The sequence below is a fragment of the Paenibacillus segetis genome (genome assembly GCF_014639155.1).
Lineage (GTDB): Bacteria > Bacillota > Bacilli > Paenibacillales > Paenibacillaceae > Fontibacillus > Fontibacillus segetis.
This window is the reverse complement of the sequence record NZ_BMFT01000001.1, coordinates 1324340-1347652: the sequence shown is the minus strand read 5'-3', so window position 1 is coordinate 1347652 and position 23313 is coordinate 1324340. Positions and strand designations below refer to the sequence as shown.

Sequence of the window (23313 nt, the reverse complement as noted above, 5' to 3'; positions counted from 1 at the left end):
GGTTATCATGTTTAATTTTAATGAACAAAGTCAGTTTAAAGATGCGGTCGTATATGCGAGGGTATCTTCAGAGGATCAGCAGGAACGTGAAACAATTGAAACTCAAATTGAGTACGCCGATAAATACTCGGACTTATATAACATCAATATTAAAGATTATTACAAGGACGATGGGGTCAGCGGGCATGCTCATTCCCTTGAAGAACGTCCAGATGGTAAGCGCCTTATTGAAGACGCAAAGGCTGGAAAAATCAAGTTAGTGTTGATCTATAACATGAAACGTCTCGGTCGCAAGGCTCGTTTTATCTTAGATGCCATATATCAACTTGAACAATATGGTGTGGCGATCAGATCAATGACAGAGCCTTTTGATACTGGTACCCCAACAGGTAGATTTGTCATTACCCTGCTGGCTGGACAAGCTGAATTTGACAGGGATACTTTAATCGAGACACTTTGGCATGGAGCTAATCGTCACGCACGCCTCGGTAAATGGTTGGGCGGTATAGTCCCTTATGGATATAGAGTAAACACTGAAGGTTTTTTGGAGATAAACGAAGATCCTCTCCCTGGGAAAGAAAATTTATCTGAGGCTGGAATTGTGAGGCTGATTTATCATCTTGTATCTAGTCAGAGAATGTCTACCATTAAGGTTGCAGATTACCTAAACGATTTAAAAATCCCACCGTCCTATATCGTACATGGACGGAAGGTTAAGAAAGGGCTTGATCGCGGAAAACGTAAAGAAAGTACTGCCGGTATATGGAGACCTGGACGCATTAGTACCATATTAAAAAATACTACTTATAAGGGATATCACGATTATGGGAAACGGTCCAAAAGAGAACGTGAAATAATTCGTCGTGAAGTGCCTGCTATCGTCCCAGAAGAGACCTGGGACATTGCTCAACAAACTCTCAGAGATAATCAATTTGAGAGTGTACGTAACTCAAAGAGTCAGTATATGCTTCGTGGTTTAATCAAATGTGGGTGCTGTGGTATTACGTATATGGGAACTTCCTTTGGATCGGGACCTCGTAATCAAAATGGTAAACGCATTAAAAAACCGTTTTATATATGCGGTGGGAAAAGGATATACAAAGGGCCGATATTGGGTAAGTGCCCTTCTAAAAACATCCCTTGTGATTGGATAGAAGCGTTGGTTTGGGAAGAGTGTGTCGATTTTATTCTTAACCCTGGGGATGCACTACAAGAGCTTGAAGATGGAATGATAGTTAAGAGGAGTGAGACCGAGGATTATAAAAATGAGATCTTTATAATTAAGAAGAGTATTGATGACAAAGAAACTGAACGTCAAAGTATCTTAAATCTATATAGACAAAAAATGATCACTGCGCTCGATGTAGAAAAGCAACTGCAGGGAATAATGCAAGAGTCCATTAATTTAGAGAATCGAATCAAGGAACTGAATGCATTGATCGAAGCCGAGAAACATATTTCTATAAAATTTGATTCTGCAGAAAAATTACTTTTAGACTTTCGATCAAAAATTGAAAACGATCCGCCTTTTGAGGTTAAACGACAAATCATAAAAGCTTTAGTCAAAGAGATCACTGTTATCACAGATGGACCAGAGGATGGAAATAGTAAAAGAAAAAAAGCTGAAGTTAAAGTTCGGTACAACTTTGAGCATGCACAAGGTAATCTCCTCACGCTTGTCCGTGCGGATATTTAGGTTCAGAACCTCCGCTTCCTCTATGTACATGTAGTCCGTTCCGAATTGCTCAGTATCGGGAACGTATTTCTGGACCACTTCTAGACCGGATCGATATGCATGTAGAAGTTCCCCGCCCTTCCGGTTGGCAGAACGATACTTCTCCTCTTACTTCTATAGAAATGAGGACGCAAGTATTTACAGCTGGAGAGATTCAAATGAGAAGATACCGCGGGACTCCTTACTCCCATAATAGCGAGCTATCAGGGAGTGCACTTCGTAAATTTTCCAAACTGAGTAACGAAGCAGAATTGCTATTGAAATCATCCTTTGAGACACTAGGACTCAGCATGCGGGCCTTTGATAGAATCATCAAACTATCGCGAACCATAGCTGACCTTGACGGTAGAGAACTGATTGCAGCGAACCATATTGCGGAGGCCATTCAGTATCGTCAGCTTGATCGAAGGGGACAGGAATTAACGAGCTAAACAAATTCTATCTAAGTAAAAAACCGCTATTTCCTGAGAAATCAGGAAGTAGCGGTTGATCAGCTAACTATTGTAGATCATGTTGATCGCTTAGACTCAATCATTTAAAATGCTGAAATTATATGCTCTAATCTTAGTGACTCATCACGTTCAAAGTAATCGCTAGTACATCAAAACGTACAATTGCGTTACTTTTCCGAACATGATGTAAATACACAGCAGCTGTATCTCGTACCTGCTTCATTTTACGAGCGGTTATGGATTCAGATGGCGTACCAAAAGACGACGCATAACTACTACGGCTACGAACTTCCACAATAACGATTACGTCATCTTGTATGGCAACAATATCAATCTCACCTGAACGACAACGCCAGTTCCTCTCCACGATTTCATATCCATGAGCAAATAAGTAATCAGCCGCTGCTTGTTCTGCTAATTGACCTTTTGCTTTCCGTCCATCGGATCTAGATATATGATTCATATCATCTCTCAACGAGACATCCTTCTTTCCGCTAATTTGTCGGAACGATAGACGAAACTGAGAATTTCAGCCACCAAGGTATAAAGCTCAGGAGGGATTTGCTGATCAAGATCGAGCTTAGAGAGTACCTCAACTAATGCCGGGTCCTCCTGTATTGGAATCCCATGTTCTTTTGCCGTCTCCATGATTCTCTCTGCCAACAGTCCACGACCTTTAGCCGTTATAACTGGAGCCTCATTCTGTGAAGGCTCATATTTCAGAGCTACGGCTCTCTTGAAAGCGAGTGAACGATCTTCTTTATGCTCGCTCATACCCGATAGTCCACTCCTTTATAAGGACTTGGCGTATATGAAGCCGACATCCCCAATTCATTCCCGGTATTATCCTCACTCTCTGGCCTAATTAATAGTTCTGCTTTCATGGAAAGCAACTGATAGCCTGTAGCTTCGAGTGCAGCTTCTATTTCATCCTGTCTTGATTCTAGAAATACTCCAGTAGATTCCTGTTCACTATAGATCTTCAGTAGGACCTTCTTATCGGCTACTTGCACGTCAACCATAATTTGCCCTAATGCTTTCATTTGTAGATCAAACCACAAGCGACAATTGGAGGGATCCATTTCCCCCTTCCGGCCACGTCTGGATTCAATATGAACGGAGGCGGTTTGCTGACCATCCGGCCCTATAAAAGGGATGAACATCGTTACTTGAGCAAACGGTGATGTTCTGTCTGTATTCAGAAGTAATTGCTGACCGGTAAGTTGATGGACAAGCTGCTTCGCCGCCTCTTGTAGTGGTGCAGGAATATCGTCAGCCGCGGCAATCTGCAGGAGCAGTCCCTTCAGCGTCTCTTTAGCCGTACTAGCGCTTGCTACGGCATCCGGCGTTAGTTCATGCAGCGCCGAATGCAAAGCCGCTGAGGTGGCTGCAGCTTTGTCTGTGCCGCCGCCGTGCGGTACGACAAGGGCGGCGGCAGGGGCCGCTGCGCCTCCAGCAGTAGCGGGGGGCGCTGTTCCATCGCCGGGCGCATCCGCGCTCCCGGCGAGTGCCTGCTGCGCCGCGCCTGCGGCCTGCGGCGCTGCCCCCTGCGCTGGCGGCGCGCTAGGCGCGGCCGCGCGCAGCGACTGCTGCTCGTGCTCCGCACCGAGCAGCTTGAGCACGCGTCCCACCCACGACTCCGCCTCGGCGGTGGGACGCGTGCCTGGCGAAGGGGCCTGCTGGCCCTCTTCGCCATGCGCCGCAGGCGCCGCCATGGCCGCAGCTGCGCTTGCGGCAGCGGCTTGGCCGCTACCCGCCGGGGAATTCCCGGCGGGGGCGGCATTGCCTGCCGGACCCGTTATCTGCGGGTCCACGCCTGCTCTTGCTGCTCCTGGTTGAGGATCAGCCACCGTCTTTGCCGTCCCCGCTTCTTGCGATTGTGCTCCAGTTGTAGATATTCCATCCTGTGGTACGGTCGAACGCAGTTCAAGCAATACATTTTGCAACTTTATTAATAAGCTTGCCCCACTCTTCTCTCCACCTAAGCTTCCCTGAAGTAGTAGTCCATTTTGGCCACTACCTTCTGGCGCTGTATTGGACAAAGCAACATTACTATTTGCAATTGGCACCGAGCTAGTAGAAGCTTGAGCCGCATTATTATTCTGCTGAGCAAGCAACTGACCACTATTCCCTATTGTCCCTGCATTCCCTGAAGCTCCAAGGCCATCTCCACTTAAGCCCTTACCAGATGATGCTACATTCTGAGCCAAAAATTTAGCTAATCCATCTTCAAGTGAAGATAACAACTCATGAAGTGGAGGACCAAATACTGCCTGATGCAATCCTGCCACTGTTTCCCCCGTAATAGGCAAACCACGACCGTTTGCAATACTTGCCGCTTGGATCCATTCCGAGAGCGGAACCTCTACTGGTTTATGAGCTAAAGTCTGTATTATTTGCGAAACACTTTCCTTCGTTAACGGTAGCCCATTAGCCTGCATCTGACTTATTAATTCTCGGTTAGCTGACGTGTTCTCCAACCCTAGCGTTTTGAGGACCTCAGTCATTGAAGCCTCTGACATCTGAACACCTGGTTGAGTGCCCATCGGTTTGAGTACAAGCGTTCCACCTTGATTTGGCTGTTGTACCTGAAGTAGCGTTGTCTCTCCTGATTTTAGAGGGGTTTCCAATGTAGCATGAAGCTTTACCCCTTGAACTTGAATAACTGCTTCCTGCCCATCTTCAGACACACTTAATACGGTACCTCTAACAACTTGTCCCGTTTTTAATTCCATCGTTCTTGGTGTTCCTGCCCTGGTATCTCCCACCAGATTACGGATCAATGGTCCAATATTCATTTAGCTCACCCCTCTCTGACAGATGTATACGAAAACCCGCCTCTAACTATGGCGGGCTCTTAGAACAAAGTTTGCTCCTGAATAAATATATTAGTTAAAAAGCTCTTACGATGCATAGGTGTTGCTCCAAAGGCCAAAATTTGTTCACGATGAAACTTCGTAGCATAACCTTTATGTATGGCAATCCCATACTCTGGATAAAGCGCATCCCATTCCCCTTCGCAAAGCCGATCCCTTGTTACCTTAGCGACAATTGACGCTGCTGCGATCGATTGACTGGTCGCATCACCTTTAATAACAGACAACTGTGGAATTTTCACATCCATCTTTTCGGCATCAATCAACATAAAATCAGGGGTAATCTTAAGCTGTTCTACCGCCTGCTTCATAGCCACTCTAGCCGCTTGCTTAATATTAATTCGATCTATCATTTCTGAGTCCACAAACCCTACACCTACAGCGAGGGCATGTTCTATAATAATATCGTACAATTTATCACGTTTCTTTGCGCTTAGCTTCTTAGAGTCATTAACATCCTCCAAAACCAAGTCCTTTGGCAATATTACAGCAGCAGCAACGACATCTCCGAATAGACATCCTCGCCCCACCTCATCAATCCCAGCTATATACTGGTGTGAAGGCCAGTACTCCCGCTCATAACTTAATAAATCACTCATAGTTCCTCCTAAAAGTTTTGTGGGCGTTACTCTTTGACTATAGTTCGTACAAAACTTACTTCGTAAGCATACACTTAAGTTTTGTGAGCATAACTATGTTCATCTTCCAACAAAACTTTCTTCCAAAGCGTTAGATAGAAAAACCCCTTTAGATTTTACTTATCTTCTATTAAATTAGCAAGTAGTTGAGTTAATAGCTATAACCCTATTATCGGCATAACACCTTTATTCTTATAGAGTTTATTCATGATTGACTGAATCTTTTTGGCATGACGTAAGAGTTGAACATATGAACAGGAATATCTCCATCTATTTGAAAGATAGTCTCATCATCAAGTGACATAACGGGAATTTCTCCATTTAAATTTGACTCATTGAAGCAATAGTGAGGTAGACATTTAAATTAACTGGAGCTATTCCAGCTAAAAGAGAAATAATGGATTCCTTCAACAAAATAACTGGAGTTATTCCGTTTAGATCAAAATTCCCCCAAATAGAATTGACGAAATTTAAGCAAATCTAAAATAGCACGCACCGATTAATTATCGACACGCGCTGAGATTAAATTTTAATTGTCCCCCCGTCTAACGATTAAACGATAGCATCTCTATATTCTTTACGTTTGAATGAGGAGGAGTATAATCGAAGACAAACTAAGACAAGTACTAATTAACCAAAGAATCATAACCGTTTGGCGGTGAGTCAATCCCGCACGGAGCAACCGATAATGTGCTTGACTTGCATCGGCTACATAAATTGATTTTCCTTGGGAAAAACGCTTGATAATAACAAACAAATTATCAAAAATCGGAACACCTAGCGCAAGAACAGGAATAAACAACGATAAGACCGTGGCTTGCTTGAATGCCCCGTCTAGCGCGATGACCGCTAGTATGAAGCCGAGAAATGTTGCTCCTGCATCACCCATAAATATTTTTGCTGGTGCCTTGTTGTATCGTAAGTAGGCGAGCGTTACACCAACGAGAATAATGGCCATAATCGCTGAGTTTGATTGTCCTTTGGTTATAGCTACGATAAATAGCGTAATTCCTGATATTGCAGATAATCCTCCAGCAAGTCCATCCAAACCATCTGAGAAATTGATGACCGTCGTTACACCGAAAATCCATAAAATAGTTAATATAAATTGTAACATCCCAGGAAGGACGACATAATCACCCGAAAATGGGTTAACAAATCCCGTAAATGAAATTCCAGAAGCATATACAATAACTGCAGCCATAATTTGAACAATCAATTTAGGAAGAGCTGGAAAATCTTTGCCCTTCGTCTTGTACCAATCATCAAGAGTACCAATAACGAGTAACATCATTCCACCAATAAATATAGCTACCGTTTCCATATTAAACTCTCTACCAAGGAGCAAATACGTAACAAAAAAACCTATAAAAATAACGTAGCTCGCTGTAAGCGGGATCGGTTCACGATGCAGCTTGCGTTCTACATCCTTCCTCGGCTTATCTACAAAATCAATCCGAAATGCAAATCTACCAAACGGTGGAATAAGTATATATACAATTAGAAACGACATCACAAAGCAAATGAAATATAAAATATTAACACCCCATTATATATAATCAACAAGATTATACAATTGCACGGAGAAAATGTCGATATCTCCGTTAGACATGGCTGATATAAGTATAGAAAAAATGACCGTCCCATTCAAGGTGGACGGTCATTTTTTAATATGGAGCTTCCAGTGAAAATGTTCCCATTTTGCCAGCCCGTAATTCACGTAATAACAATGAAGATGCTTTCTCTAAATCGACACGTCCTCCGCTTACAATACAGCCGCGTTTACGACCGATCGCTTCCATCACGGATACGATCTCATCAGGATTATCAAAATCGCGAGGTTGTTCCCCCAAATCGAATCGCTCTTGCATAGGGGACCAATAATACTTGGACAAATATTTTACAGCAAAGAATGCGATATCCTCAACATTAAGGATCTCCTCTTTGATCGCGCCAGTCACCGCAAGTCGGTAACCTACGTTTTGATCCTCAAACTTTGGCCATAAAATCCCTGGCGTGTCAAGCAACTCCATTTCCGTGCCGACTTTAATCCACTGTTGCCCTTTTGTTACCCCAGGACGATCACCTGTAGCTGCAATGTTACGCCCAGCCAACCGATTGATTAGTGTAGATTTTCCGACGTTTGGAATTCCAACGATCAAGGCACGAACCGCCCGTGGATTGATTCCCTTGGCGATCTGCCTGTCGATCTTTTCCTTGAGCAATTGTTTTGCCAATATTGGAATTTCCTTAATTCCGAGGCCAGTCGATGCATCAACTGCTATCGTCAAATGACCTTCGTTCTTAAAGAACTCCATCCACTCACGCGTAACAGTAGAATCGGCCAAATCCGCTTTATTTAATACAATCATGCGGGGTTTACCCTGTAAAATGTCATCGATCATTGGATTTCTACTGGATAATGGAAGCCTTGCATCCAGTAATTCGATGACGACGTCGATCAGCTTCAATTTATCCTGAATCTGACGGCGAGCTCTGGTCATATGTCCGGGAAACCATTGAATTGTCATCATTTTTCACCTCTAGTTCCCGTTTATGCTCTTCTTTCGAATGACATTAGTGTTTTACAAATTCCATATCTTTAAGGGGCCAGAATACCAAATCCGCACGCCCTACAATATCCTTAAATGGTACAAAACCGATGCTTCTGCTGTCCGTACTATTGGAACGATTATCCCCAAGTACAAATACATGACCTTCGGGTACCGTCCCGTCTTGAAACTGATCATTCGGAAAGCCAGCTTTCGTATTATACAACTCATTATTATTATGCTTCTCATCTAAAGCTTCTTTAATGTATGTTTCATCAACTACGTTTCCATTAACCGTTACCGTGTCGCCTTCGACTTTTACCGTATCTCCAGGAACTCCGATAACTCGCTTGATGAAATCTCGTCCCTCAGATGGCACATGAAAAACAATAACTTCACCGTGTTTCGGTTGTCTCACATCAAATAGAATTTTGTTTACAATGATTCTTTCACCCGTATGGAAATTCGGCTGCATCGACGGCCCGTCTACTATAAACGGAGCGAAGAAAATCCAACGAATCACCAGAACCAAAGCAACAGCGATTACGATGGCCTTGAGCCATTCAATAGCCTCATTTTTCTCTTTCTTAGGCGGGTCCTGTGATGTTCCAGAATGGCCCGCGTGCTGCTCCGATTGAAATTGCTGCTCCATAGATCGGTGACCTCTCTTTGTCATGGTATATGTAACAAAATTCGGTTTCTAGAAATAATAAAGGGGCTTGAGTAAAATACCAAGCCCCCTTGATCGTTAAAATATTAACGACGCGCTTCTTTAATTCTTGCTGCTTTACCACGAAGTTCACGAAGATAGTACAACTTAGCACGACGCACTTTACCACGACGAGCCACTTCGATTTTTTCGATTTTTGGGGAATGGATTGGGAAAGCTCTTTCCACACCTACACCGTTCGAAATTTTACGAACAGTAAAGGTTTCACTGATTCCGCCACCATGACGCTTAATAACAACACCTTCAAACAATTGGACACGCTCACGAGTTCCTTCAATAACCTTTACGTACACTTTCAAAGTGTCCCCAGGACGAAAACTCGGAATATCTTTGCGAAGTTGTTCTTGCGTAATCGCTTGTAAAATATTCATTTATGACTTCCTCCTTCCACTCAGGTGTTCTTGCCTCTTCCAGAGAAACCTCATGTTCTCTTTCATTATCCGCAGAGGACCACCGAATTCACAACAAATGAAATTTTACCACACTTTAGATAGCATAGCAAGGCATATTGCTCATTATCATCATTTAACTCGATCGAACAGAGTTTACCATACTCCGATCGCCGTAAAATTTTAGAATGTCATCTACCGTTTTTATTTTAAAATCTTCCTTATGTTCATTTTCTATCTGCTGTTGCTCTTGTTGTTTTAGTTTTTCCATTTGCACTTTCCTCCTAATCGACTTTAACCCATCACTTTTAAGTTATTAACCAATAGGGGATGATATGCACCTTTCTGAATATATTTTTCATTACAAAAGTTATTATTACTCATTATTATCTCCAAAAAATAAAAAAGAACCGTGTTTAACACGGCTCTACATCATAAATATACACTTTTTAACCTATCGGATCTCCGTGTTCACGTTCAGCTTGAAGTTGTTCTAACCACTTTCGATCCTTTGGTGAGAGCTCCACATGATCTAACAGGTCAGGTCGACGTTGCCAGGTCCGCCGTAGCGCTTCTTTGCGCCTCCAGTCAGCGACGTTCGCATGATGTCCACTCAGTAATATATCTGGCACTTTCCAACCACGAAACTCAGCAGGACGCGTGTAATGAGGGTATTCAAGTAACCCGGTACTAAAAGAATCGCTTACAGCGCTATTCTCATTACCTAGTACTCCCGGAAGAAGTCTTGCAACACTGTCGATCACAACCATCGCTGGCACCTCGCCGCCAGTCAATACATAATCACCAATTGATAATTCATCGGTCACTAGGTATTGCCGAATCCGTTCATCATAACCTTCATAATGACCGCAAATGAAGACAATGTGCTCTTCCTTGGCAAGTTCTTCTGCTTTACGCTGGGTGAACGTCTCACCTTGTGGACACATCAGGATGACACGTGGTGGTGAAACGGGTTCTGTTTCTGTTGATTTATCCCTCTCTTGTGTTCTCCGAGAGAGAACATCCTCCACAGCGGAAAAAATCGGCTCCGGCTTCAGCACCATCCCACCGCCTCCGCCATATGGCATGTCGTCGACACTACTATGCTTATTCCCCGCAAAATCCCGGAAATTGATCGCGTTCAAGGATACAATCCCCTTATCCTGCGCTTTTCCAAGAATACTGCTATTGAAGACGCCGTCAAACATCTCCGGAAACAAGGTTAAGACATCCATACGCATCGTTATAACAGTCCTTCCATGAGGTGGACCTTAACGAGTTGGTTCCGTACATCGACATCTAACACGACATCATCAATTACTGGAAGCAACAGTTGATTACCCGAAGGCATTTTAACTACCCATACATCATTAGCCCCAGGCCGTAAAATCTCCTCAATAACGCCTAAATCCTCGTCTTCATCACTAATGACACGGCATCCGATAATTTCGTGGAAATAATATTCATTCTCCGGTAATTCAACTGTTTTCTCTTTAGGAACTTTTAAATCCGTTCCTTTATATTTTTCCACTTCATTAATATTATCAAAACCCGCAAATTTAACGACATACATTCCCTTGTTAGGTCGAGACGAAACTACGGTAACCTCTGTCAGAATTCCATTCTCAGGATGGACGATTAGGAGGCGACTTTTGGGTGCAAATCGTACTTCTGGAAAATCCGTATGTAACAACACCTTTAGCTCGCCGCGGATTCCGTGTGTATTGACGATCTTCCCAACCATCAACAATGATTCAGTCATAACATCCTCCTCTAATCTTCGATATAATCGTTGTACCTTATATTATGGCCTATTACATAACACTTATCAGCGGTCATCATCAGCTGATTTTAATTCTCTCCAAGCTAGAACCTTCGCCTCAGCATGTACGAAAAAGGGTTAGGATATCGTCCTAACCCTCTTTCGTATATCTTTAAGACATGATGTCCACGGTAACCCGTTTGTCCATCTTTACGGCTGCCGATGCTACAACCGTGCGGAGCGCCTTGGCGATTCTTCCCTGCTTGCCAATCACTTTTCCCACATCATCAGGATGGACGGTCAGTTCATATACAATCAGGTGTTCTTTCTCCACTACTTCCACACGGACATCGTCCGGATGATCAACAAGAGCCTTCGCAATAACGCCGACTAATTGTTCCATAAGAGACCCTCCGAATCAGCAATTATTTTTGCTGTCTTAGCTCATGAAATTTCTTCATTACGCCTGCTTTGCTGAGCAGATTGCGAACGGTATCAGATGCTTGCGCACCATCCTGCAACCATTTCAACGCCTTCTCTTCATCGATGTTGACTACTGCCGGTTGTGCAACCGGGTTATAGTAACCAATCTCCTCGATAAAACGGCCGTCACGCGGGGAACGAGAATTCGATACCACGATACGGTAGAAAGGAGCTTTATGAGCACCAATACGTTTCAAACGAATACGAACTGCCACGAAATTCACCTCCTTCAAAGAATCAAAACATTATATATCATTTCATCCGCTATTTAACGGAATGGAAACTTCATCCCTTTGCCAGCTTTACCTTGCATTTTCTTCATCATTTTGGAGCCTTTTCCTTTAGGTCCCATCATATCAGAGAACTGCTTCATCATCCGGCGCATTTCATCAAACTGTTTGATTAGACGATTTACATCCGCAAGCGTTGTACCGCTTCCTGCAGCAATCCGCTTACGACGGTTGTGATTGATCAGGTCAGGGTTCTGCTTCTCGTGCTTCGTCATTGAATGAACGATCGCCTCTACCCGGCCCATCTGCTTCTCATCAACCTTAACGTCTTTCATTTGCTTCATCTTACCCATACCAGGAATCATATCCATGATCTGATCGATTGGGCCAAGTTTCTTCACTTGATCCATCTGCTCCAGGAAATCATCGAACGTAAATTCTGCATTACGCATTTTCCGTTCCATTTCCTTCGCTTTATCAGCATCAATACCTGCTTGAGCCTTCTCAATCAAGGAGAGCATATCTCCCATTCCGAGAATTCGGGAAGCCATACGCTCGGGATGGAATGGTTCAAGGGCATCAATCTTCTCACCAAGCGCCGCAAATTTGATTGGGCAGCCGGTAACCGCTTTGACTGACAGCGCCGCACCACCACGTGTATCTCCGTCAAGCTTTGTCAGGATGACACCTGTCAATTCTAGTTGTTGGTTGAAGCTCTCCGCTACATTAACGGCATCTTGACCCGTCATAGCATCCACTACGAGCAAAACCTCATCGGGCTTCGTTACTTCATGAATTTGACGAAGTTCCTCCATCAATTCCTCATCAACATGCAATCGGCCCGCCGTATCAATCAGCAAGTAATCATTGCCGTGATCCTTGGCATGCTGGAGCGCTTGTCGTGCAATCTCTACCGGACTGTTGCCCTCTGGTAAAGTGAACACGGGTACGTTAATCTGCTCACCTAACACCTGTAATTGTTTGATTGCCGCAGGACGATAAATATCGCCTGCCACAAGCAACGGACGGTGATTCCCTTTGAGGAGCAACTTAGCAAGTTTAGCCGAAGTAGTTGTCTTACCTGCCCCTTGAAGCCCCGCCATAAGCACTACGGTTGGTGGACGGTTGTTTCTGGCCAACTTGGCTTGGCTACCACCCATCAGCTCAGTCAACTCTTTATTCACGATATCGATGATGACCATGCCTGGTGTGAAGCTATCCATCACCTCGCTGCCAACGGATTTCTCCTTCACTTTGGCGATAAAATCCTTGACTACTTTAAAGTTGACATCCGCTTCGAGTAACGCGAGGCGTACTTCCCGCATCGCTGCATTCACATCTTCTTCCGATACTTTACCTTTGCCACGCAATTTGCTGAATACACCTTGCAATCGACTAGTCAGTCCTTCAAATGCCATTTATCCGTCACCTCCGTTCATAAAATGATTGACTCTCATAACCTGATTATATTATTTATAATTGCTCCACCTGTTGGAGCAGGTCCTTTGCTGTTTCTTTATGTAGCGAGGAAATATCGCTTTCCATTAGCACTTCCTGAAGCTTAGCAAGTAACGCACATCGTTCTTCGTGTTTCTGAAGCAGCCCCAGCTTCATTTCGTAAGCTTCAAGCATTTCTTCCGCACGTTTGATATGCTCATACACGGCCTGCCGGCTAATTTCAAACTCCCCTGCAATCTCGCCAAGCGAGAAATCATCATGAAAATAATATTTAAGGAACGTTTGCTGCTTCTCAGTCAACAACGTCTCATAGAAATCAAACAATAGGTTGACCCGATTAGTCTTCTCAAGCTTATTCTCTTGACTCATATGGGCACTCCCTCCGTCAAGGAAAAACACTTTACAGCGCATCAACGAAACTTATCATAACCTATAGAAAAGTAGGATGTCAAGTAAATTCCCTTAACATCCTATCAAACATAAATTTTTATTCCTAACTAGTTCGGAAGCAGGTACAGTAGGATCGCAAAAAAGTGAGTAATACTCCCCGCCAGAACGAACAGATGCCACACCGCATGATGATATGGGAAAGCCCGCCAAACATAAAATATGGTACCTAGGGAATAAAGAATACCTCCCGTTACGAGCAATACAATTCCCGTAGAAGGCACCGCTGCCGTTAAGGGTCCCCATGCGATCACGATCAACCATCCCATAATCAGGTAGAAAATCGTCGACATGAACAAGAACTTTTTAACGAAAAAAGCCTTGAACAATACCCCGAACAAAGCAATCCCCCATACCGTACCAAAGAGACTCCAACCCAGTGTTCCGCGGATTGCCACAAGCATAAATGGTGTATACGTCCCTGCTATAAAGATGTAAATGGAAGAATGATCGAAGAACTCAAACAAATCCTTCACTTTACCTTCCTTAAAGCTATGGACCAATGTTGAACTTGCATACAATAGCAGCATGCTAACTCCATAAATAGTAAAAGTCACAACATGCCATGCTGTTCCCTTGAGACTGGAGAAAACTATCAGCAGCACAAGACCTGCTAAACTAAGCAACGCGCCAATTCCGTGAGTAATTGCGTTAGCAACTTCCTCTCTACGCGGATAAGTATGTGTACTTGCCATACTCTCACCTCCTAAATCGAGTGATGGGGGCGTAAATTACTCCTCCACTGCCTCTTCTTCCCGAATCAGACCAGCAAAAAGTCCATGTACGAATTGCTCTGAATCGAAAGGTTGTAAATCATCCATTTTTTCACCTAAACCCACAAATTTAACCGGAAGGCTCAGCTCTTGACGAATCGCAATAACGATACCACCCTTTGCTGTTCCATCAAGTTTGGTAAGCACAAGACCTGTTACGCCACTCTTTTCGCCAAACATTTTAGCCTGACTAAGCGCATTTTGACCTGTCGTTGCATCAAGTACCATCAACACTTCATGAGGAGCTCCTGGAATCTCTCGCTGAATAACCCGATAGATCTTGTTCAACTCTTCCATTAGATTTGACTTGTTCTGCAATCGACCAGCGGTATCACACAGCAATATATCTGCACCCCGTTGCTTCGCCGCCTGAACAGCATCATACATCACGGCAGCTGGGTCCGACCCCGCTTGCTGCTTAATAACATCAACGCCGACACGTGTTCCCCACACTTCAAGCTGTTCAATCGCTCCAGCACGGAAGGTATCCCCTGCAGCCATAATAACTTTCTTACCTTGCTGCTTATAATGATGAGCTAATTTACCGATCGTTGTTGTTTTACCAACCCCGTTCACACCGACGAATAAAATAACGGTGATTCCGTCCGGATTCAGTTTCAAGTCATTATCTTCATCACTACGCAGTAGTTCCGTCAATTTCTCAGATAGAATCGGCTGCAGTTCCGCAGCATCCTCAATCCGACGACGTTTCACTTCTACGCGCAAGTCTTCGATAAGATTAATTACGGTGTTTACCCCAACATCGGCACCAATCAAAATTTCTTCTAATTCTTCGAAAAACTCCTCGTCTATTTTCTTATGACGAGTAATCAGGTCTGTAACCTTCTCTACAAATCCTTTACGGCTTTTTTCCAATCCATCTTTAAATTGTTTTGTTACCGACTCGGTTTTTGAGGCGATACTTTCTTTCAGTTTCTTAAAGAAACTCATGTAGAGATTCACTCCTTATATATGTTGATCCCAACCCTCCCAAACCCTCCCTTGTCGTAAGGGAGGGCCCCAAGGGCTGCCGCCCTTTGGATACCCGCTTAGGTAACTTGGGAGGCTGAGAGGCGCTCCTGCTCGCTGTCCCCTTCCGGGGATGCGCTTTGGCTATGTGCGAGGAACGCTTTTCCCCCTTCGGGTACGTCTCACTTTCGGCTCTCCCGGGCTACCGGGAAAACACACTGGATAATGCTACTGCTTTCGGCGCACCTGTGATACTTCAGCATTATGAGCCGCTTGTCGCCCTACGGGCACGCTTAACTTCTTGCGAAAAACTGTGATCGCTATCCCTTCGGGATGCGCTTGGTTTCAGTGCAATTCATTGCTACTTCGTGCAATGAGCTGCTGTCCCATTCGGGGATGCGCTCTTTAAGAGAACAACATGCATATAAGTAGCTACATAGATTTATGTGGCTACTCACATGCACATCATCATTTACCTATGGTTATCCTAATTATGACAGACTGAAGCGGGTCAGGCAATTTCTACCGTTTCTTCGTCTTCCAATTTGACGGAGACGAGTTTGGAGACGCCACCCTCTTCCATCGTGACTCCGTAGAGGACGTCGGCCTCTTCCATTGTTCCTTTACGATGGGTAACGACGATAAACTGCGTTTGCTCTGAGAATTCGCGAAGATACTGAGCGAAACGGATAACGTTCGCTTCATCTAGAGCGGCTTCGACTTCGTCGAGAACACAGAATGGAACAGGCTTGACTTGCAGGATAGCGAACAGTAACGCCATTGCGGTTAGTGCACGCTCACCACCGGAGAGAAGCTGCAAGTTCTGCTGCTTCTTACCTGGAGGTTGGGCTACGATGTCGATACCTGTCTCCAGTAAGTTCTCTGGGTCGATTAAGATGAGATCTGCGCTTCCTCCGCCAAATAGTTTCGAGAATACAATGCCGAACTCTTTACGGATCGCATCAAAGGTCACCTTGAAGCGTTTAGACATTTCTTCGTCCATTTCTCGAATTACTTGATAGAGCGTCGTCTTCGCTTCTACCAGATCGTCTTTTTGCTCACTGAGGAATTGGTAACGTTCAGATACACGTTGGTATTCCTCAATAGCACCCAAATTGACATCGCCAAGTGCTGTTATGCTACGCTTCAATTCCTTCACGTCAGCTTGGGCTTGTGGGACATCATCCGGTACTGTGTACCGTTGCTTCGCTAGTTCAAAGCTCAGTTCGTATTCCTCACTAAGCTTCCGCAGAATGTTATCCAGCTCCACATCGAGACGATTGGCTTGGATTTCAATTTGCCGAAGCTGATCTTCCACAGCTTTTAATCCAACACGTTGCTCTTTCGTTTCGCTTTCGCCTTCTTCAAGCTTTTTAACTAAGACAATCCGTGAGGCACGTTCCATCTCCAGCTTTTCACTAGTGCGTTCTTTCTTAATCTTGAAATCGTTCAGATCTTCACGTTGTTTGACGCTCTCAATTTCATTCTGCTTCAAATCAGCTTCAATGGACTGCAAAATCTTTCGATTCTGTTCCAGCTCACTTTGTTGAATTCCACAGTCTTCTTCCGAGCGACGGAGTTGCTCACGAAGTGAGTGACACTCTTGGTCAAGCTTACCCTCACGTACCTTAAGCCCGGTTAAGAGGTCCTGAAGCTCTTCTTTGGCCGATTCATTTGCCTTACGAGCAAACTCTGCTGCCTGAATCGATTGATGGATACTTTGCTCTTCTTTTTCAAGTTCAACCTGCTTAGCAGCTGCTGCAACTTTTGCCTTTTCGAGATCTTCTAGTTCTTTAAGATAATGCCCCTTCTCTTGGCCGTAAAGCTCAAATTGCTCCGAGACATGTCTCCATTCATGTTCAACTTGCTTCAGCTCACCCGCTTGAGTCTGTTCCTCTGTCCGCTTAAGATCACCAGCAGTTCGAAGATTTTCCAGTTCTTGCTCAGAGCGAACCATTTGCTCACGCAGATCAATCAAACTTTTGCGTAGCTTGTCTAACATGTCGTCACTCTCACGAATATCAGAGGCAAGCTGATCTAATTGACGCTTACGACCTAGCAAATTGCTATTCTTCCGATGCTGACTTCCTCCGGTCATCGAACCGCCCGCGTTGACTACATCGCCCTCTAGCGTTACAATCCGGAATCGATATTGACAACGCGCGGCCATTTTATTTGCTTGTTCCAGATCGCTAGCAAATACTACGTTGCCGAGTAAACTGCCTACGATATCAGCATAACGAGAATCGTAATTCACAAGGTCCGCACCTATACCTACAAAACCCTCTGCGTCCTCCATTAATCTCTTATCAGAAGCAGAAATTTGACGAGGACGAATAACATCAAGAGGTAAGAAGGTAGCCCGTCCAAGCTGACGTTGCTTCAGAAAAGCAATCGCTTGCCGCGACACCGTTTCGTTCTCCATGACGATATGCTGCATCGCTGCACCAAGCGCCGTCTCAACTGCTAATTCCAATTTCTCTGGGACACGAATCAGCTCAGCTACCGCACCATGAACACCACTGAGAACCGATTTGCGCGAGGCTTTCAGAACTTCTTTGACACCTAGAATAAAGCCATCGAAATCATCTTCCATTTCCTTCATCGTATCTCGACGCGATACAAGGCCTTCTCGCTTCTGCTCCCACTTACGGATGCCACTCTGACTCTCTTCTACAAGCTTTTGCAGCGATTGGTAACGTTCGCTTTCAGATATATACTTACCACGAAGGCTGGCAATTTCTTTACTAAGTGCCTCGAGAACTTGCTCTAGCTCAGTTTTCTTCCCTTTCAGTCGCTCCAGTTCATCTCGCCATTTGGTGCCTTCTTCTTCTGAACGCGCCATCCGGCGTAGAACGCCTTCTTTTTGCTGTTCGTTGTAATGAATTTCATTACGTGCTTGTGCCATCTGATTCATCACATCTAGCAGCTGGCCTTTGAGTCCTTCCTCTTGCGCTTGGCTAATACCGCCTGTTACGCCTAGAAGTTTAGCTTCCTCCGCTGACAGCTCCGTTTGCAGCTCTTTCAACTGTCTTTCTGCTTCAGCAAATTTCTCTGCCAGCACATTCAGTTCGCCATCACGTTGGGAATAACGCTCTTCACTCACGGATAGAGATTGCCGTAATTGATCACGGTTCTGAGTTAAGTTCTTAGCACGTTCCTTTAGTACCTCGCCTTGTCCTTCACTTTTCTCAAAGCTTTCACTATACTCTAGCAATTGCCCCTGTAAAAGCTCTATTTGATCTTCAACTTGGCGTAAGGCTAAACGGTCATTCTCCAATTTGGCATCATGCGCAGACACCACCGTTGAAAATGATAATTGCTCTTCCTGTAGCTTAGCTAACTTATCATTCGCTTGACTCCAAGACTCATGAATTTGCTCGATCTGATGCACATATAACGAAATCTCTTTATTTTTCAACTGCTCGCGTAATTCCCTGTATCGCAGTGCTTTCTCTGATTGTTCCTTTAATGGACCGATTTGATCTTCCATCTCACTGACTAAATCATGAATACGCAGCAAATTTTGTTCTGTTTCGTCAAGTTTACGGCGAGCATCTCGCTTCCGACTCTTATATTTGACAATACCCGAAGCTTCCTCAAAGATCCCCCGACGATCCTCGGACCGCGTACTGAGAATCTCCTCAATTCGGCCTTGTCCAATAATTGAATAGGCTTCCTTACCAATCCCCGTATCCATAAAGAGCTCTGTAATATCCTTAAGCCGACATGATTGCTTATTGATCAGATATTCACTGTCCCCACTACGGTGAACACGCCGGGTCACGGTTACTTCTGTAAAATCCAGTGGCAACACTAGATCGGTATTATCGAGAGTAAGAGAAACCTCCCCGTAGTTAACTGCTTTACGTGCATCACTACCCGCAAAAATGATATCTTCCATTTTACCGCCGCGCAGCGATTTTGCACTCTGTTCACCTAGTACCCAACGGATACCGTCGGAAATGTTACTTTTACCACTACCATTTGGGCCAACAACGGCAGTAATACCGCGTACGAATTCCATTTCCGTCTTGTCAGCAAAAGATTTAAAACCTGATAGCTCAATCCGTTTCAAAAACATACGTTCACGATCACCTCTAACCCCTATTGTAACATACAAAAAGCCCTATGGAACATGTCTAGAAATCGTCTGCGCCCCATTTTACATCGTCTTTCAATCTTGAAAACTTCCTGCGGGTTTGTTAGTGTGGTAAACAATAAATGTTGGAGTCTGTATCTACTACTTCTTACAACAAAAGGAGCTCATAATGATGAAGAGAACGCAACATCGCACCGTACTTTTACTCTCTTATGTATTATCGGCAGTTGTATTAATGATTTGCACTTTCTCGTTGAACACTTCTATTGTACAGGCTAGTCAAAATCAAGCTACAAAGGACATCCCGATTGAAGTTACCGTCAAGGGAGAAATACCACAATGGGGGATACAGCCTTTCCTGTATAACGGAACGACCTATGTCCCGCTACGGGATACTGCAGAGTTTCTTGGAGCCTCTGTCCGCTGGAATGCTACGAAGAAATCCTCACAACTAGATATCCAGGGAGATACCATATTCCACAAGCCTGGCACAGCTATCTTCGATGTGAACGGGTATACGATTAAAGCACCTGCTAATTCTCTCACTAGGCAAGGAACCACGATGGTGCCACTTAAATCGTTAGCCGATGTCCTCAAGGCGAATATAAGATTTACAAATCAGTCTCTTAAGGCGATTGATATCTCGCCCGACAACGTTTCGCTATTAACGAAAGAAACCGAAGCCGCAGACACCTACTTGAAAAAACAAGGGTTTTCAGGCATGGCCCTTATAGCCAACAATGGTGAAGTTATTTTGCGCAAAGGTTACGGCTACGGTGATGAGAATAAGCTGAATCGCCCCGACAAAGAGACAAGAATTGCGTCTTTGACTAAGTCATTCACGGCAGCAGCGATTATGAAACTAGCTGAAGACGGAAAATTAGCACTTAACGATACATTGGAGGCCTACGTTCCAGGTTTTCCCGAAGGCTCACAGATTACGCTACATATGTTGCTCTCGCACACATCTGGGGCAGCAGCAAATTTCACTCGAACCGATGGCATGAGCTTGCAGTCAACGGTTGATGAGCTGAAGAAGAAGCCTCTTGATTTCAAGCCTGGTACTGATTTCAAATATAGTAATGGTGGTTATGTATTGCTCGCCTATATTATTGAGCAGACTTCTGGAACAAGTTATGGACAATATCTAAACGATACATTCTTCAAGCCACTTGGTATGAAGCATACTGGAGAAGCTACTCCAAGTAAAAACACCACGAAAGGGTTTGTATTATCAAAAGGACAATGGGAAATAGCAGATTATTACGTCTCTCAATCTGGCACGGGTACTCTTTATTCCACTGTAGACGATCTACTGAAGTGGGATAACGCGCTAAATACCGAACAAGTTCTGGGACAGGATTCTCTAGATAAACTGTTCACACCCTACTCTAGCAAAAATTATGGGTATGGCTGGATGATCAAAAAACTTGGCAATAGTACCATTGTTTTTCATAACGGAAGTGGTACTGGTTACTCTACTGGCTTATCAAGGGAACTTGGTGGAGGGATTACCATCATCCTTCTAGGCAACCATGCTGGGATGGATATGCTTAATTTATTAGATGGTGTACGCGAGAGTATACGTTAATTTCACTGCTAGACATACGAAATCCCCGTCACTAATTTAAACCAATTAGTGACGGGGATTTCGTATACATGTTGTTATGTCTAAGTTGTTTTTAATCGATCCAGAGCTACAGCAGCAGCCTGTTGTTCAGCTTCTTTCTTCGATCGTCCGGATCCTCGGCCAAGTGGAAGGCCTTCCATGAATACTTCCGAGACAAATTCTCGTTCATGAGCGGGCCCCCGCTCTTCGATCACACGATACTCAAGAATCCCCATATTGTGATGTTGGGTTAACTCTTGTAACTCCGTCTTATAGTCAGTTGTCTGTAATTTTCCGTTTAATGTAATTTGGGAAAAGACATGGCTATGCAGGAATTTGACGACTGCATCCAATCCTTGATCCAAATACAACGCACCTACAAATGATTCGAACACATCAGCTAGCAGAGCGGGGCGAGTACGCCCCCCTGTTAGCTCTTCCCCTTTGCCTAACAAAACATATTGTCCGAACTCCAGGCTTTCTGCGAACTTCACCAGGGATGGTTCACAAACAATTGCAGCCCGTAGCTTGGTCAATTCGCCTTCTGGTCGATCGGGGAAAAGATTGTATAGATGCTCCGAAACCGTCAGTTCAAGGACAGCGTCTCCAAGAAATTCAAGTCGTTCATTATCCTCGTTCTGACTGAATCGATGTTCATTAACGTAAGATGCGTGAGTAAAGGCCTGTTTCAATAGCCCTTTGTTTTTGAATACAATTTGAAGTTTGTTCTGTAGTTGCTTCAGTTCTCCACTCAACAGACTTACTCCCTTTATGCTTCGAATTTCTTCAGAATGATCGTTGCGTTATGCCCGCCAAATCCGAAGGAGTTAGACATAGCAACTTTAACATCACTGTGTCTAGCTTCATTAGGAACGTAATCCAAATCGCACTCAGGATCTGGATTTTCCAAATTAATCGTAGGTGCAATGACACCATTCTGAAGAGTAAGACCACAAATCACTGCTTCAACACCGCCAGCAGCACCAAGTAAGTGTCCTGTCATTGATTTCGTCGAGCTTACAGCAAGCTTATAAGCGTGATCACCAAAGGTCCACTTAATAGCTGTCGTTTCCGAACGATCCCCTGGAGGTGTCGATGTACCATGAGCATTAATATAATCAACATCCTTAGGCTCAATGCCCGCAGAACGAATCGCCATTTTCATAGCACGCATTGCTCCGTCTGGGTCAGGATCAGTCATATGATGGGCATCTGCACTTAAGCCATAACCAATAACCTCAGCATAAATCTTGGCGCCACGTTTTTGCGCATGCTCCAAAGATTCCAAAATTAATATCCCGGCTCCTTCACCCATTACGAAACCATCGCGTTCCATATCAAATGGCCGGCTTGCTTTCTCTGGTTCATCGTTACGTGTTGACATTGCTCTCATCGAGCAAAATCCTGCCACCCCGGTCGGACGAATCGTCGCTTCCGCACCGCCGCAAATCATTACGTCGGCATCACCATTCATAATCGTTCTGTACGAATCGCCGATGGAATGAGTTCCGGTCGCGCAGGCCGTAACTGTTGTACTATTCGGGCCCTTTGCCCCTGTAAGTATGGAGACATGACCAGAAGCCATGTTTGCAATCATCATCGGAATGAAGAAAGGGCTTATCCGTCTAGGTCCTTTTTCCAGCAAAATACTGTGTTGATCTTCCAAAGTTCCAAGACCACCGATTCCTGAACCGATCATTACGCCCACGCGCTCTGGATCAGTCTGCTCGGCAATATTCAGATCACTATCTTTCAGGGCGCTAAATGCAGCTGCAGTTGCAAATTGCACAAAACGGTCCATCTTACGTGCTTCTTTACGATCAACGTATTGCTCTGGATTAAAATCTTTGACTTCTGCCGCAATTCGAGTGGAGTATTCACTAACATCGAATGCTTCAATTTGAGATACACCTGACTTCCCTTGTACAAGGTTGTCCCAGAATGTATCTAAGTCTTGTCCGAGAGACGTTACAACTCCCATACCGGTTACCACTACTCTATGTTTCAAACACATTCACCTCGTATAGACATCATGTGTAGCATTCATTTCAACTGCATAATAACTAAGAAACAAGCCTGTAAGATGAGGAGAAGTCCCGCCTACTTAT

The 23313-nt window shown here is 44.3% G+C and carries 23 protein-coding genes; 3 read left to right on the top strand and 20 right to left on the bottom strand.

What is annotated here, in order from left to right; all coding sequences use genetic code 11:
* Positions 1-7 precede the first annotated feature (7 nt).
* Positions 8-1696 carry a recombinase family protein gene (locus IEW05_RS06040; RefSeq protein WP_188536773.1) on the top strand — a complete coding sequence of 563 codons (1689 nt, stop codon included), beginning with the start codon at positions 8-10 and terminating at the stop codon, positions 1694-1696.
* Between the two features lie 95 nt (positions 1697-1791).
* Positions 1792-2166: a magnesium chelatase subunit ChlI family protein gene (locus IEW05_RS06035; protein WP_229753276.1), complete on the top strand. Its 375-nt coding sequence runs from the start codon at positions 1792-1794 to the stop codon at positions 2164-2166.
* A 133-nt stretch (positions 2167-2299) separates the two neighbouring features.
* On the opposite strand, the gene IEW05_RS06030 is transcribed toward IEW05_RS06035, so the two are convergent.
* The 18 genes from IEW05_RS06030 to smc form a co-directional block, all read right to left on the bottom strand.
* A complete protein-coding gene (locus tag IEW05_RS06030) occupies positions 2300-2650 on the bottom strand; it encodes a YraN family protein (RefSeq protein WP_308420380.1) in 351 nt (116 codons plus the stop codon).
* Between the two features lie 8 nt (positions 2651-2658).
* Positions 2659-2961, bottom strand: coding sequence for an EscU/YscU/HrcU family type III secretion system export apparatus switch protein (locus IEW05_RS06025; protein ID WP_188536772.1), 303 nt, complete (start codon positions 2959-2961; stop codon positions 2659-2661).
* On the bottom strand, positions 2958-4985 hold the full coding sequence (locus IEW05_RS06020; RefSeq protein ID WP_188536770.1) for a TP0910 N-terminal domain-containing protein: 2028 nt from the start codon (positions 4983-4985) through the stop codon (positions 2958-2960). The genes IEW05_RS06025 and IEW05_RS06020 overlap by 4 nt, the downstream gene beginning before the upstream one ends.
* A gap of 59 nt (positions 4986-5044) precedes the next feature.
* Complete coding sequence (gene rnhB, locus IEW05_RS06015) at positions 5045-5662, bottom strand: ribonuclease HII (RefSeq protein ID WP_188536768.1); 618 nt, start codon at positions 5660-5662, stop codon at positions 5045-5047.
* Between the two features lie 616 nt (positions 5663-6278).
* Entirely contained in the window at positions 6279-7214 is a 936-nt protein-coding gene (locus tag IEW05_RS06010; protein ID WP_188536766.1) for an MraY family glycosyltransferase, read from the bottom strand.
* A 154-nt stretch (positions 7215-7368) separates the two neighbouring features.
* Positions 7369-8232: a ribosome biogenesis GTPase YlqF gene (gene ylqF, locus IEW05_RS06005; protein ID WP_188540745.1), complete on the bottom strand. Its 864-nt coding sequence runs from the start codon at positions 8230-8232 to the stop codon at positions 7369-7371.
* A gap of 46 nt (positions 8233-8278) precedes the next feature.
* On the bottom strand, positions 8279-8905 hold the full coding sequence (gene lepB, locus IEW05_RS06000) for a signal peptidase I (RefSeq protein ID WP_188536764.1): 627 nt from the start codon (positions 8903-8905) through the stop codon (positions 8279-8281).
* 104 nt (positions 8906-9009) lie between these two features.
* The gene (rplS, locus tag IEW05_RS05995; protein WP_188536762.1) at positions 9010-9354 is read right to left on the bottom strand and encodes a 50S ribosomal protein L19; all 345 of its coding nucleotides are present in this window, start codon (positions 9352-9354) and stop codon (positions 9010-9012) included.
* A gap of 154 nt (positions 9355-9508) precedes the next feature.
* Complete coding sequence (locus IEW05_RS25910) at positions 9509-9643, bottom strand: hypothetical protein (protein ID WP_268238723.1); 135 nt, start codon at positions 9641-9643, stop codon at positions 9509-9511.
* A 178-nt stretch (positions 9644-9821) separates the two neighbouring features.
* A complete protein-coding gene (trmD, locus tag IEW05_RS05990; protein ID WP_188536760.1) occupies positions 9822-10613 on the bottom strand; it encodes a tRNA (guanosine(37)-N1)-methyltransferase TrmD in 792 nt (263 codons plus the stop codon).
* Between the two features lie 2 nt (positions 10614-10615).
* Positions 10616-11134, bottom strand: a complete 519-nt coding sequence (rimM, locus tag IEW05_RS05985) for a ribosome maturation factor RimM (RefSeq protein WP_188536758.1) — start codon at positions 11132-11134, stop codon at positions 10616-10618.
* 172 nt (positions 11135-11306) lie between these two features.
* On the bottom strand, positions 11307-11537 hold the full coding sequence (locus tag IEW05_RS05980) for a KH domain-containing protein (RefSeq protein ID WP_127191811.1): 231 nt from the start codon (positions 11535-11537) through the stop codon (positions 11307-11309).
* 22 nt (positions 11538-11559) lie between these two features.
* On the bottom strand, positions 11560-11832 hold the full coding sequence (rpsP, locus tag IEW05_RS05975) for a 30S ribosomal protein S16 (protein WP_059045412.1): 273 nt from the start codon (positions 11830-11832) through the stop codon (positions 11560-11562).
* 53 nt (positions 11833-11885) lie between these two features.
* The gene (gene ffh / locus IEW05_RS05970) at positions 11886-13265 is read right to left on the bottom strand and encodes a signal recognition particle protein (RefSeq protein WP_188536756.1); all 1380 of its coding nucleotides are present in this window, start codon (positions 13263-13265) and stop codon (positions 11886-11888) included.
* Between the two features lie 55 nt (positions 13266-13320).
* On the bottom strand, positions 13321-13674 hold the full coding sequence (locus IEW05_RS05965; protein ID WP_188536754.1) for a putative DNA-binding protein: 354 nt from the start codon (positions 13672-13674) through the stop codon (positions 13321-13323).
* A gap of 128 nt (positions 13675-13802) precedes the next feature.
* Positions 13803-14447, bottom strand: coding sequence for a PAQR family membrane homeostasis protein TrhA (gene trhA, locus IEW05_RS05960; RefSeq protein ID WP_188536752.1), 645 nt, complete (start codon positions 14445-14447; stop codon positions 13803-13805).
* A 36-nt stretch (positions 14448-14483) separates the two neighbouring features.
* Complete coding sequence (gene ftsY, locus IEW05_RS05955; RefSeq protein WP_188536750.1) at positions 14484-15476, bottom strand: signal recognition particle-docking protein FtsY; 993 nt, start codon at positions 15474-15476, stop codon at positions 14484-14486.
* 529 nt (positions 15477-16005) lie between these two features.
* Complete coding sequence (gene smc, locus IEW05_RS05950) at positions 16006-19578, bottom strand: chromosome segregation protein SMC (RefSeq protein WP_188536748.1); 3573 nt, start codon at positions 19576-19578, stop codon at positions 16006-16008.
* 187 nt (positions 19579-19765) lie between these two features.
* Here smc and IEW05_RS05945 point away from each other — a divergent pair, with 187 nt between their 5' ends.
* On the top strand, positions 19766-21187 hold the full coding sequence (locus IEW05_RS05945) for a serine hydrolase domain-containing protein (RefSeq protein ID WP_188536746.1): 1422 nt from the start codon (positions 19766-19768) through the stop codon (positions 21185-21187).
* An 80-nt stretch (positions 21188-21267) separates the two neighbouring features.
* Here the strand turns inward: IEW05_RS05945 and rnc are convergent, their stop codons facing one another.
* Both rnc and fabF read right to left on the bottom strand, forming a co-directional pair.
* Entirely contained in the window at positions 21268-21960 is a 693-nt protein-coding gene (rnc, locus tag IEW05_RS05940; protein WP_188536745.1) for a ribonuclease III, read from the bottom strand.
* A 14-nt stretch (positions 21961-21974) separates the two neighbouring features.
* Positions 21975-23213 (bottom strand): beta-ketoacyl-ACP synthase II, encoded by a 1239-nt coding sequence (fabF, locus tag IEW05_RS05935; RefSeq protein WP_188536743.1) that lies wholly within the window; start codon positions 23211-23213, stop codon positions 21975-21977.
* Positions 23214-23313 lie beyond the last annotated feature (100 nt).

Bases quoted from the DNA above. Each gene is read 5' to 3' on its own strand.
- rimM (WP_188536758.1), bottom strand. From the start codon at position 11,134: ATGACTGAATCATTGTTGATGGTTGGGAAGATCGTCAATACACACGGA.
- ffh (WP_188536756.1), bottom strand. From the start codon at position 13,265: ATGGCATTTGAAGGACTGACTAGTCGATTGCAAGGTGTATTCAGCAAA.
- IEW05_RS06030 (WP_308420380.1), bottom strand. From the start codon at position 2,650: ATGAATCATATATCTAGATCCGATGGACGGAAAGCAAAAGGTCAATTA.
- ylqF (WP_188540745.1), bottom strand. From the start codon at position 8,232: ATGACAATTCAATGGTTTCCCGGACATATGACCAGAGCTCGCCGTCAG.
- IEW05_RS06020 (WP_188536770.1), bottom strand. From the start codon at position 4,985: ATGAATATTGGACCATTGATCCGTAATCTGGTGGGAGATACCAGGGCA.
- ftsY (WP_188536750.1), bottom strand. From the start codon at position 15,476: ATGAGTTTCTTTAAGAAACTGAAAGAAAGTATCGCCTCAAAAACCGAG.
- trhA (WP_188536752.1), bottom strand. From the start codon at position 14,447: ATGGCAAGTACACATACTTATCCGCGTAGAGAGGAAGTTGCTAACGCA.
- smc (WP_188536748.1), bottom strand. From the start codon at position 19,578: ATGTTTTTGAAACGGATTGAGCTATCAGGTTTTAAATCTTTTGCTGAC.
- IEW05_RS06010 (WP_188536766.1), bottom strand. From the start codon at position 7,214: ATGTCGTTTCTAATTGTATATATACTTATTCCACCGTTTGGTAGATTT.
- IEW05_RS05945 (WP_188536746.1), top strand. From the start codon at position 19,766: ATGATGAAGAGAACGCAACATCGCACCGTACTTTTACTCTCTTATGTA.
- trmD (WP_188536760.1), bottom strand. From the start codon at position 10,613: ATGCGTATGGATGTCTTAACCTTGTTTCCGGAGATGTTTGACGGCGTC.
- rplS (WP_188536762.1), bottom strand. From the start codon at position 9,354: ATGAATATTTTACAAGCGATTACGCAAGAACAACTTCGCAAAGATATT.
- IEW05_RS05980 (WP_127191811.1), bottom strand. From the start codon at position 11,537: ATGGAACAATTAGTCGGCGTTATTGCGAAGGCTCTTGTTGATCATCCG.
- IEW05_RS06025 (WP_188536772.1), bottom strand. From the start codon at position 2,961: ATGAGCGAGCATAAAGAAGATCGTTCACTCGCTTTCAAGAGAGCCGTA.
- IEW05_RS06035 (WP_229753276.1), top strand. From the start codon at position 1,792: ATGCATGTAGAAGTTCCCCGCCCTTCCGGTTGGCAGAACGATACTTCT.
- IEW05_RS05965 (WP_188536754.1), bottom strand. From the start codon at position 13,674: ATGAGTCAAGAGAATAAGCTTGAGAAGACTAATCGGGTCAACCTATTG.
- IEW05_RS06040 (WP_188536773.1), top strand. From the start codon at position 8: ATGTTTAATTTTAATGAACAAAGTCAGTTTAAAGATGCGGTCGTATAT.
- IEW05_RS25910 (WP_268238723.1), bottom strand. From the start codon at position 9,643: ATGGAAAAACTAAAACAACAAGAGCAACAGCAGATAGAAAATGAACAT.
- rnhB (WP_188536768.1), bottom strand. From the start codon at position 5,662: ATGAGTGATTTATTAAGTTATGAGCGGGAGTACTGGCCTTCACACCAG.
- lepB (WP_188536764.1), bottom strand. From the start codon at position 8,905: ATGGAGCAGCAATTTCAATCGGAGCAGCACGCGGGCCATTCTGGAACA.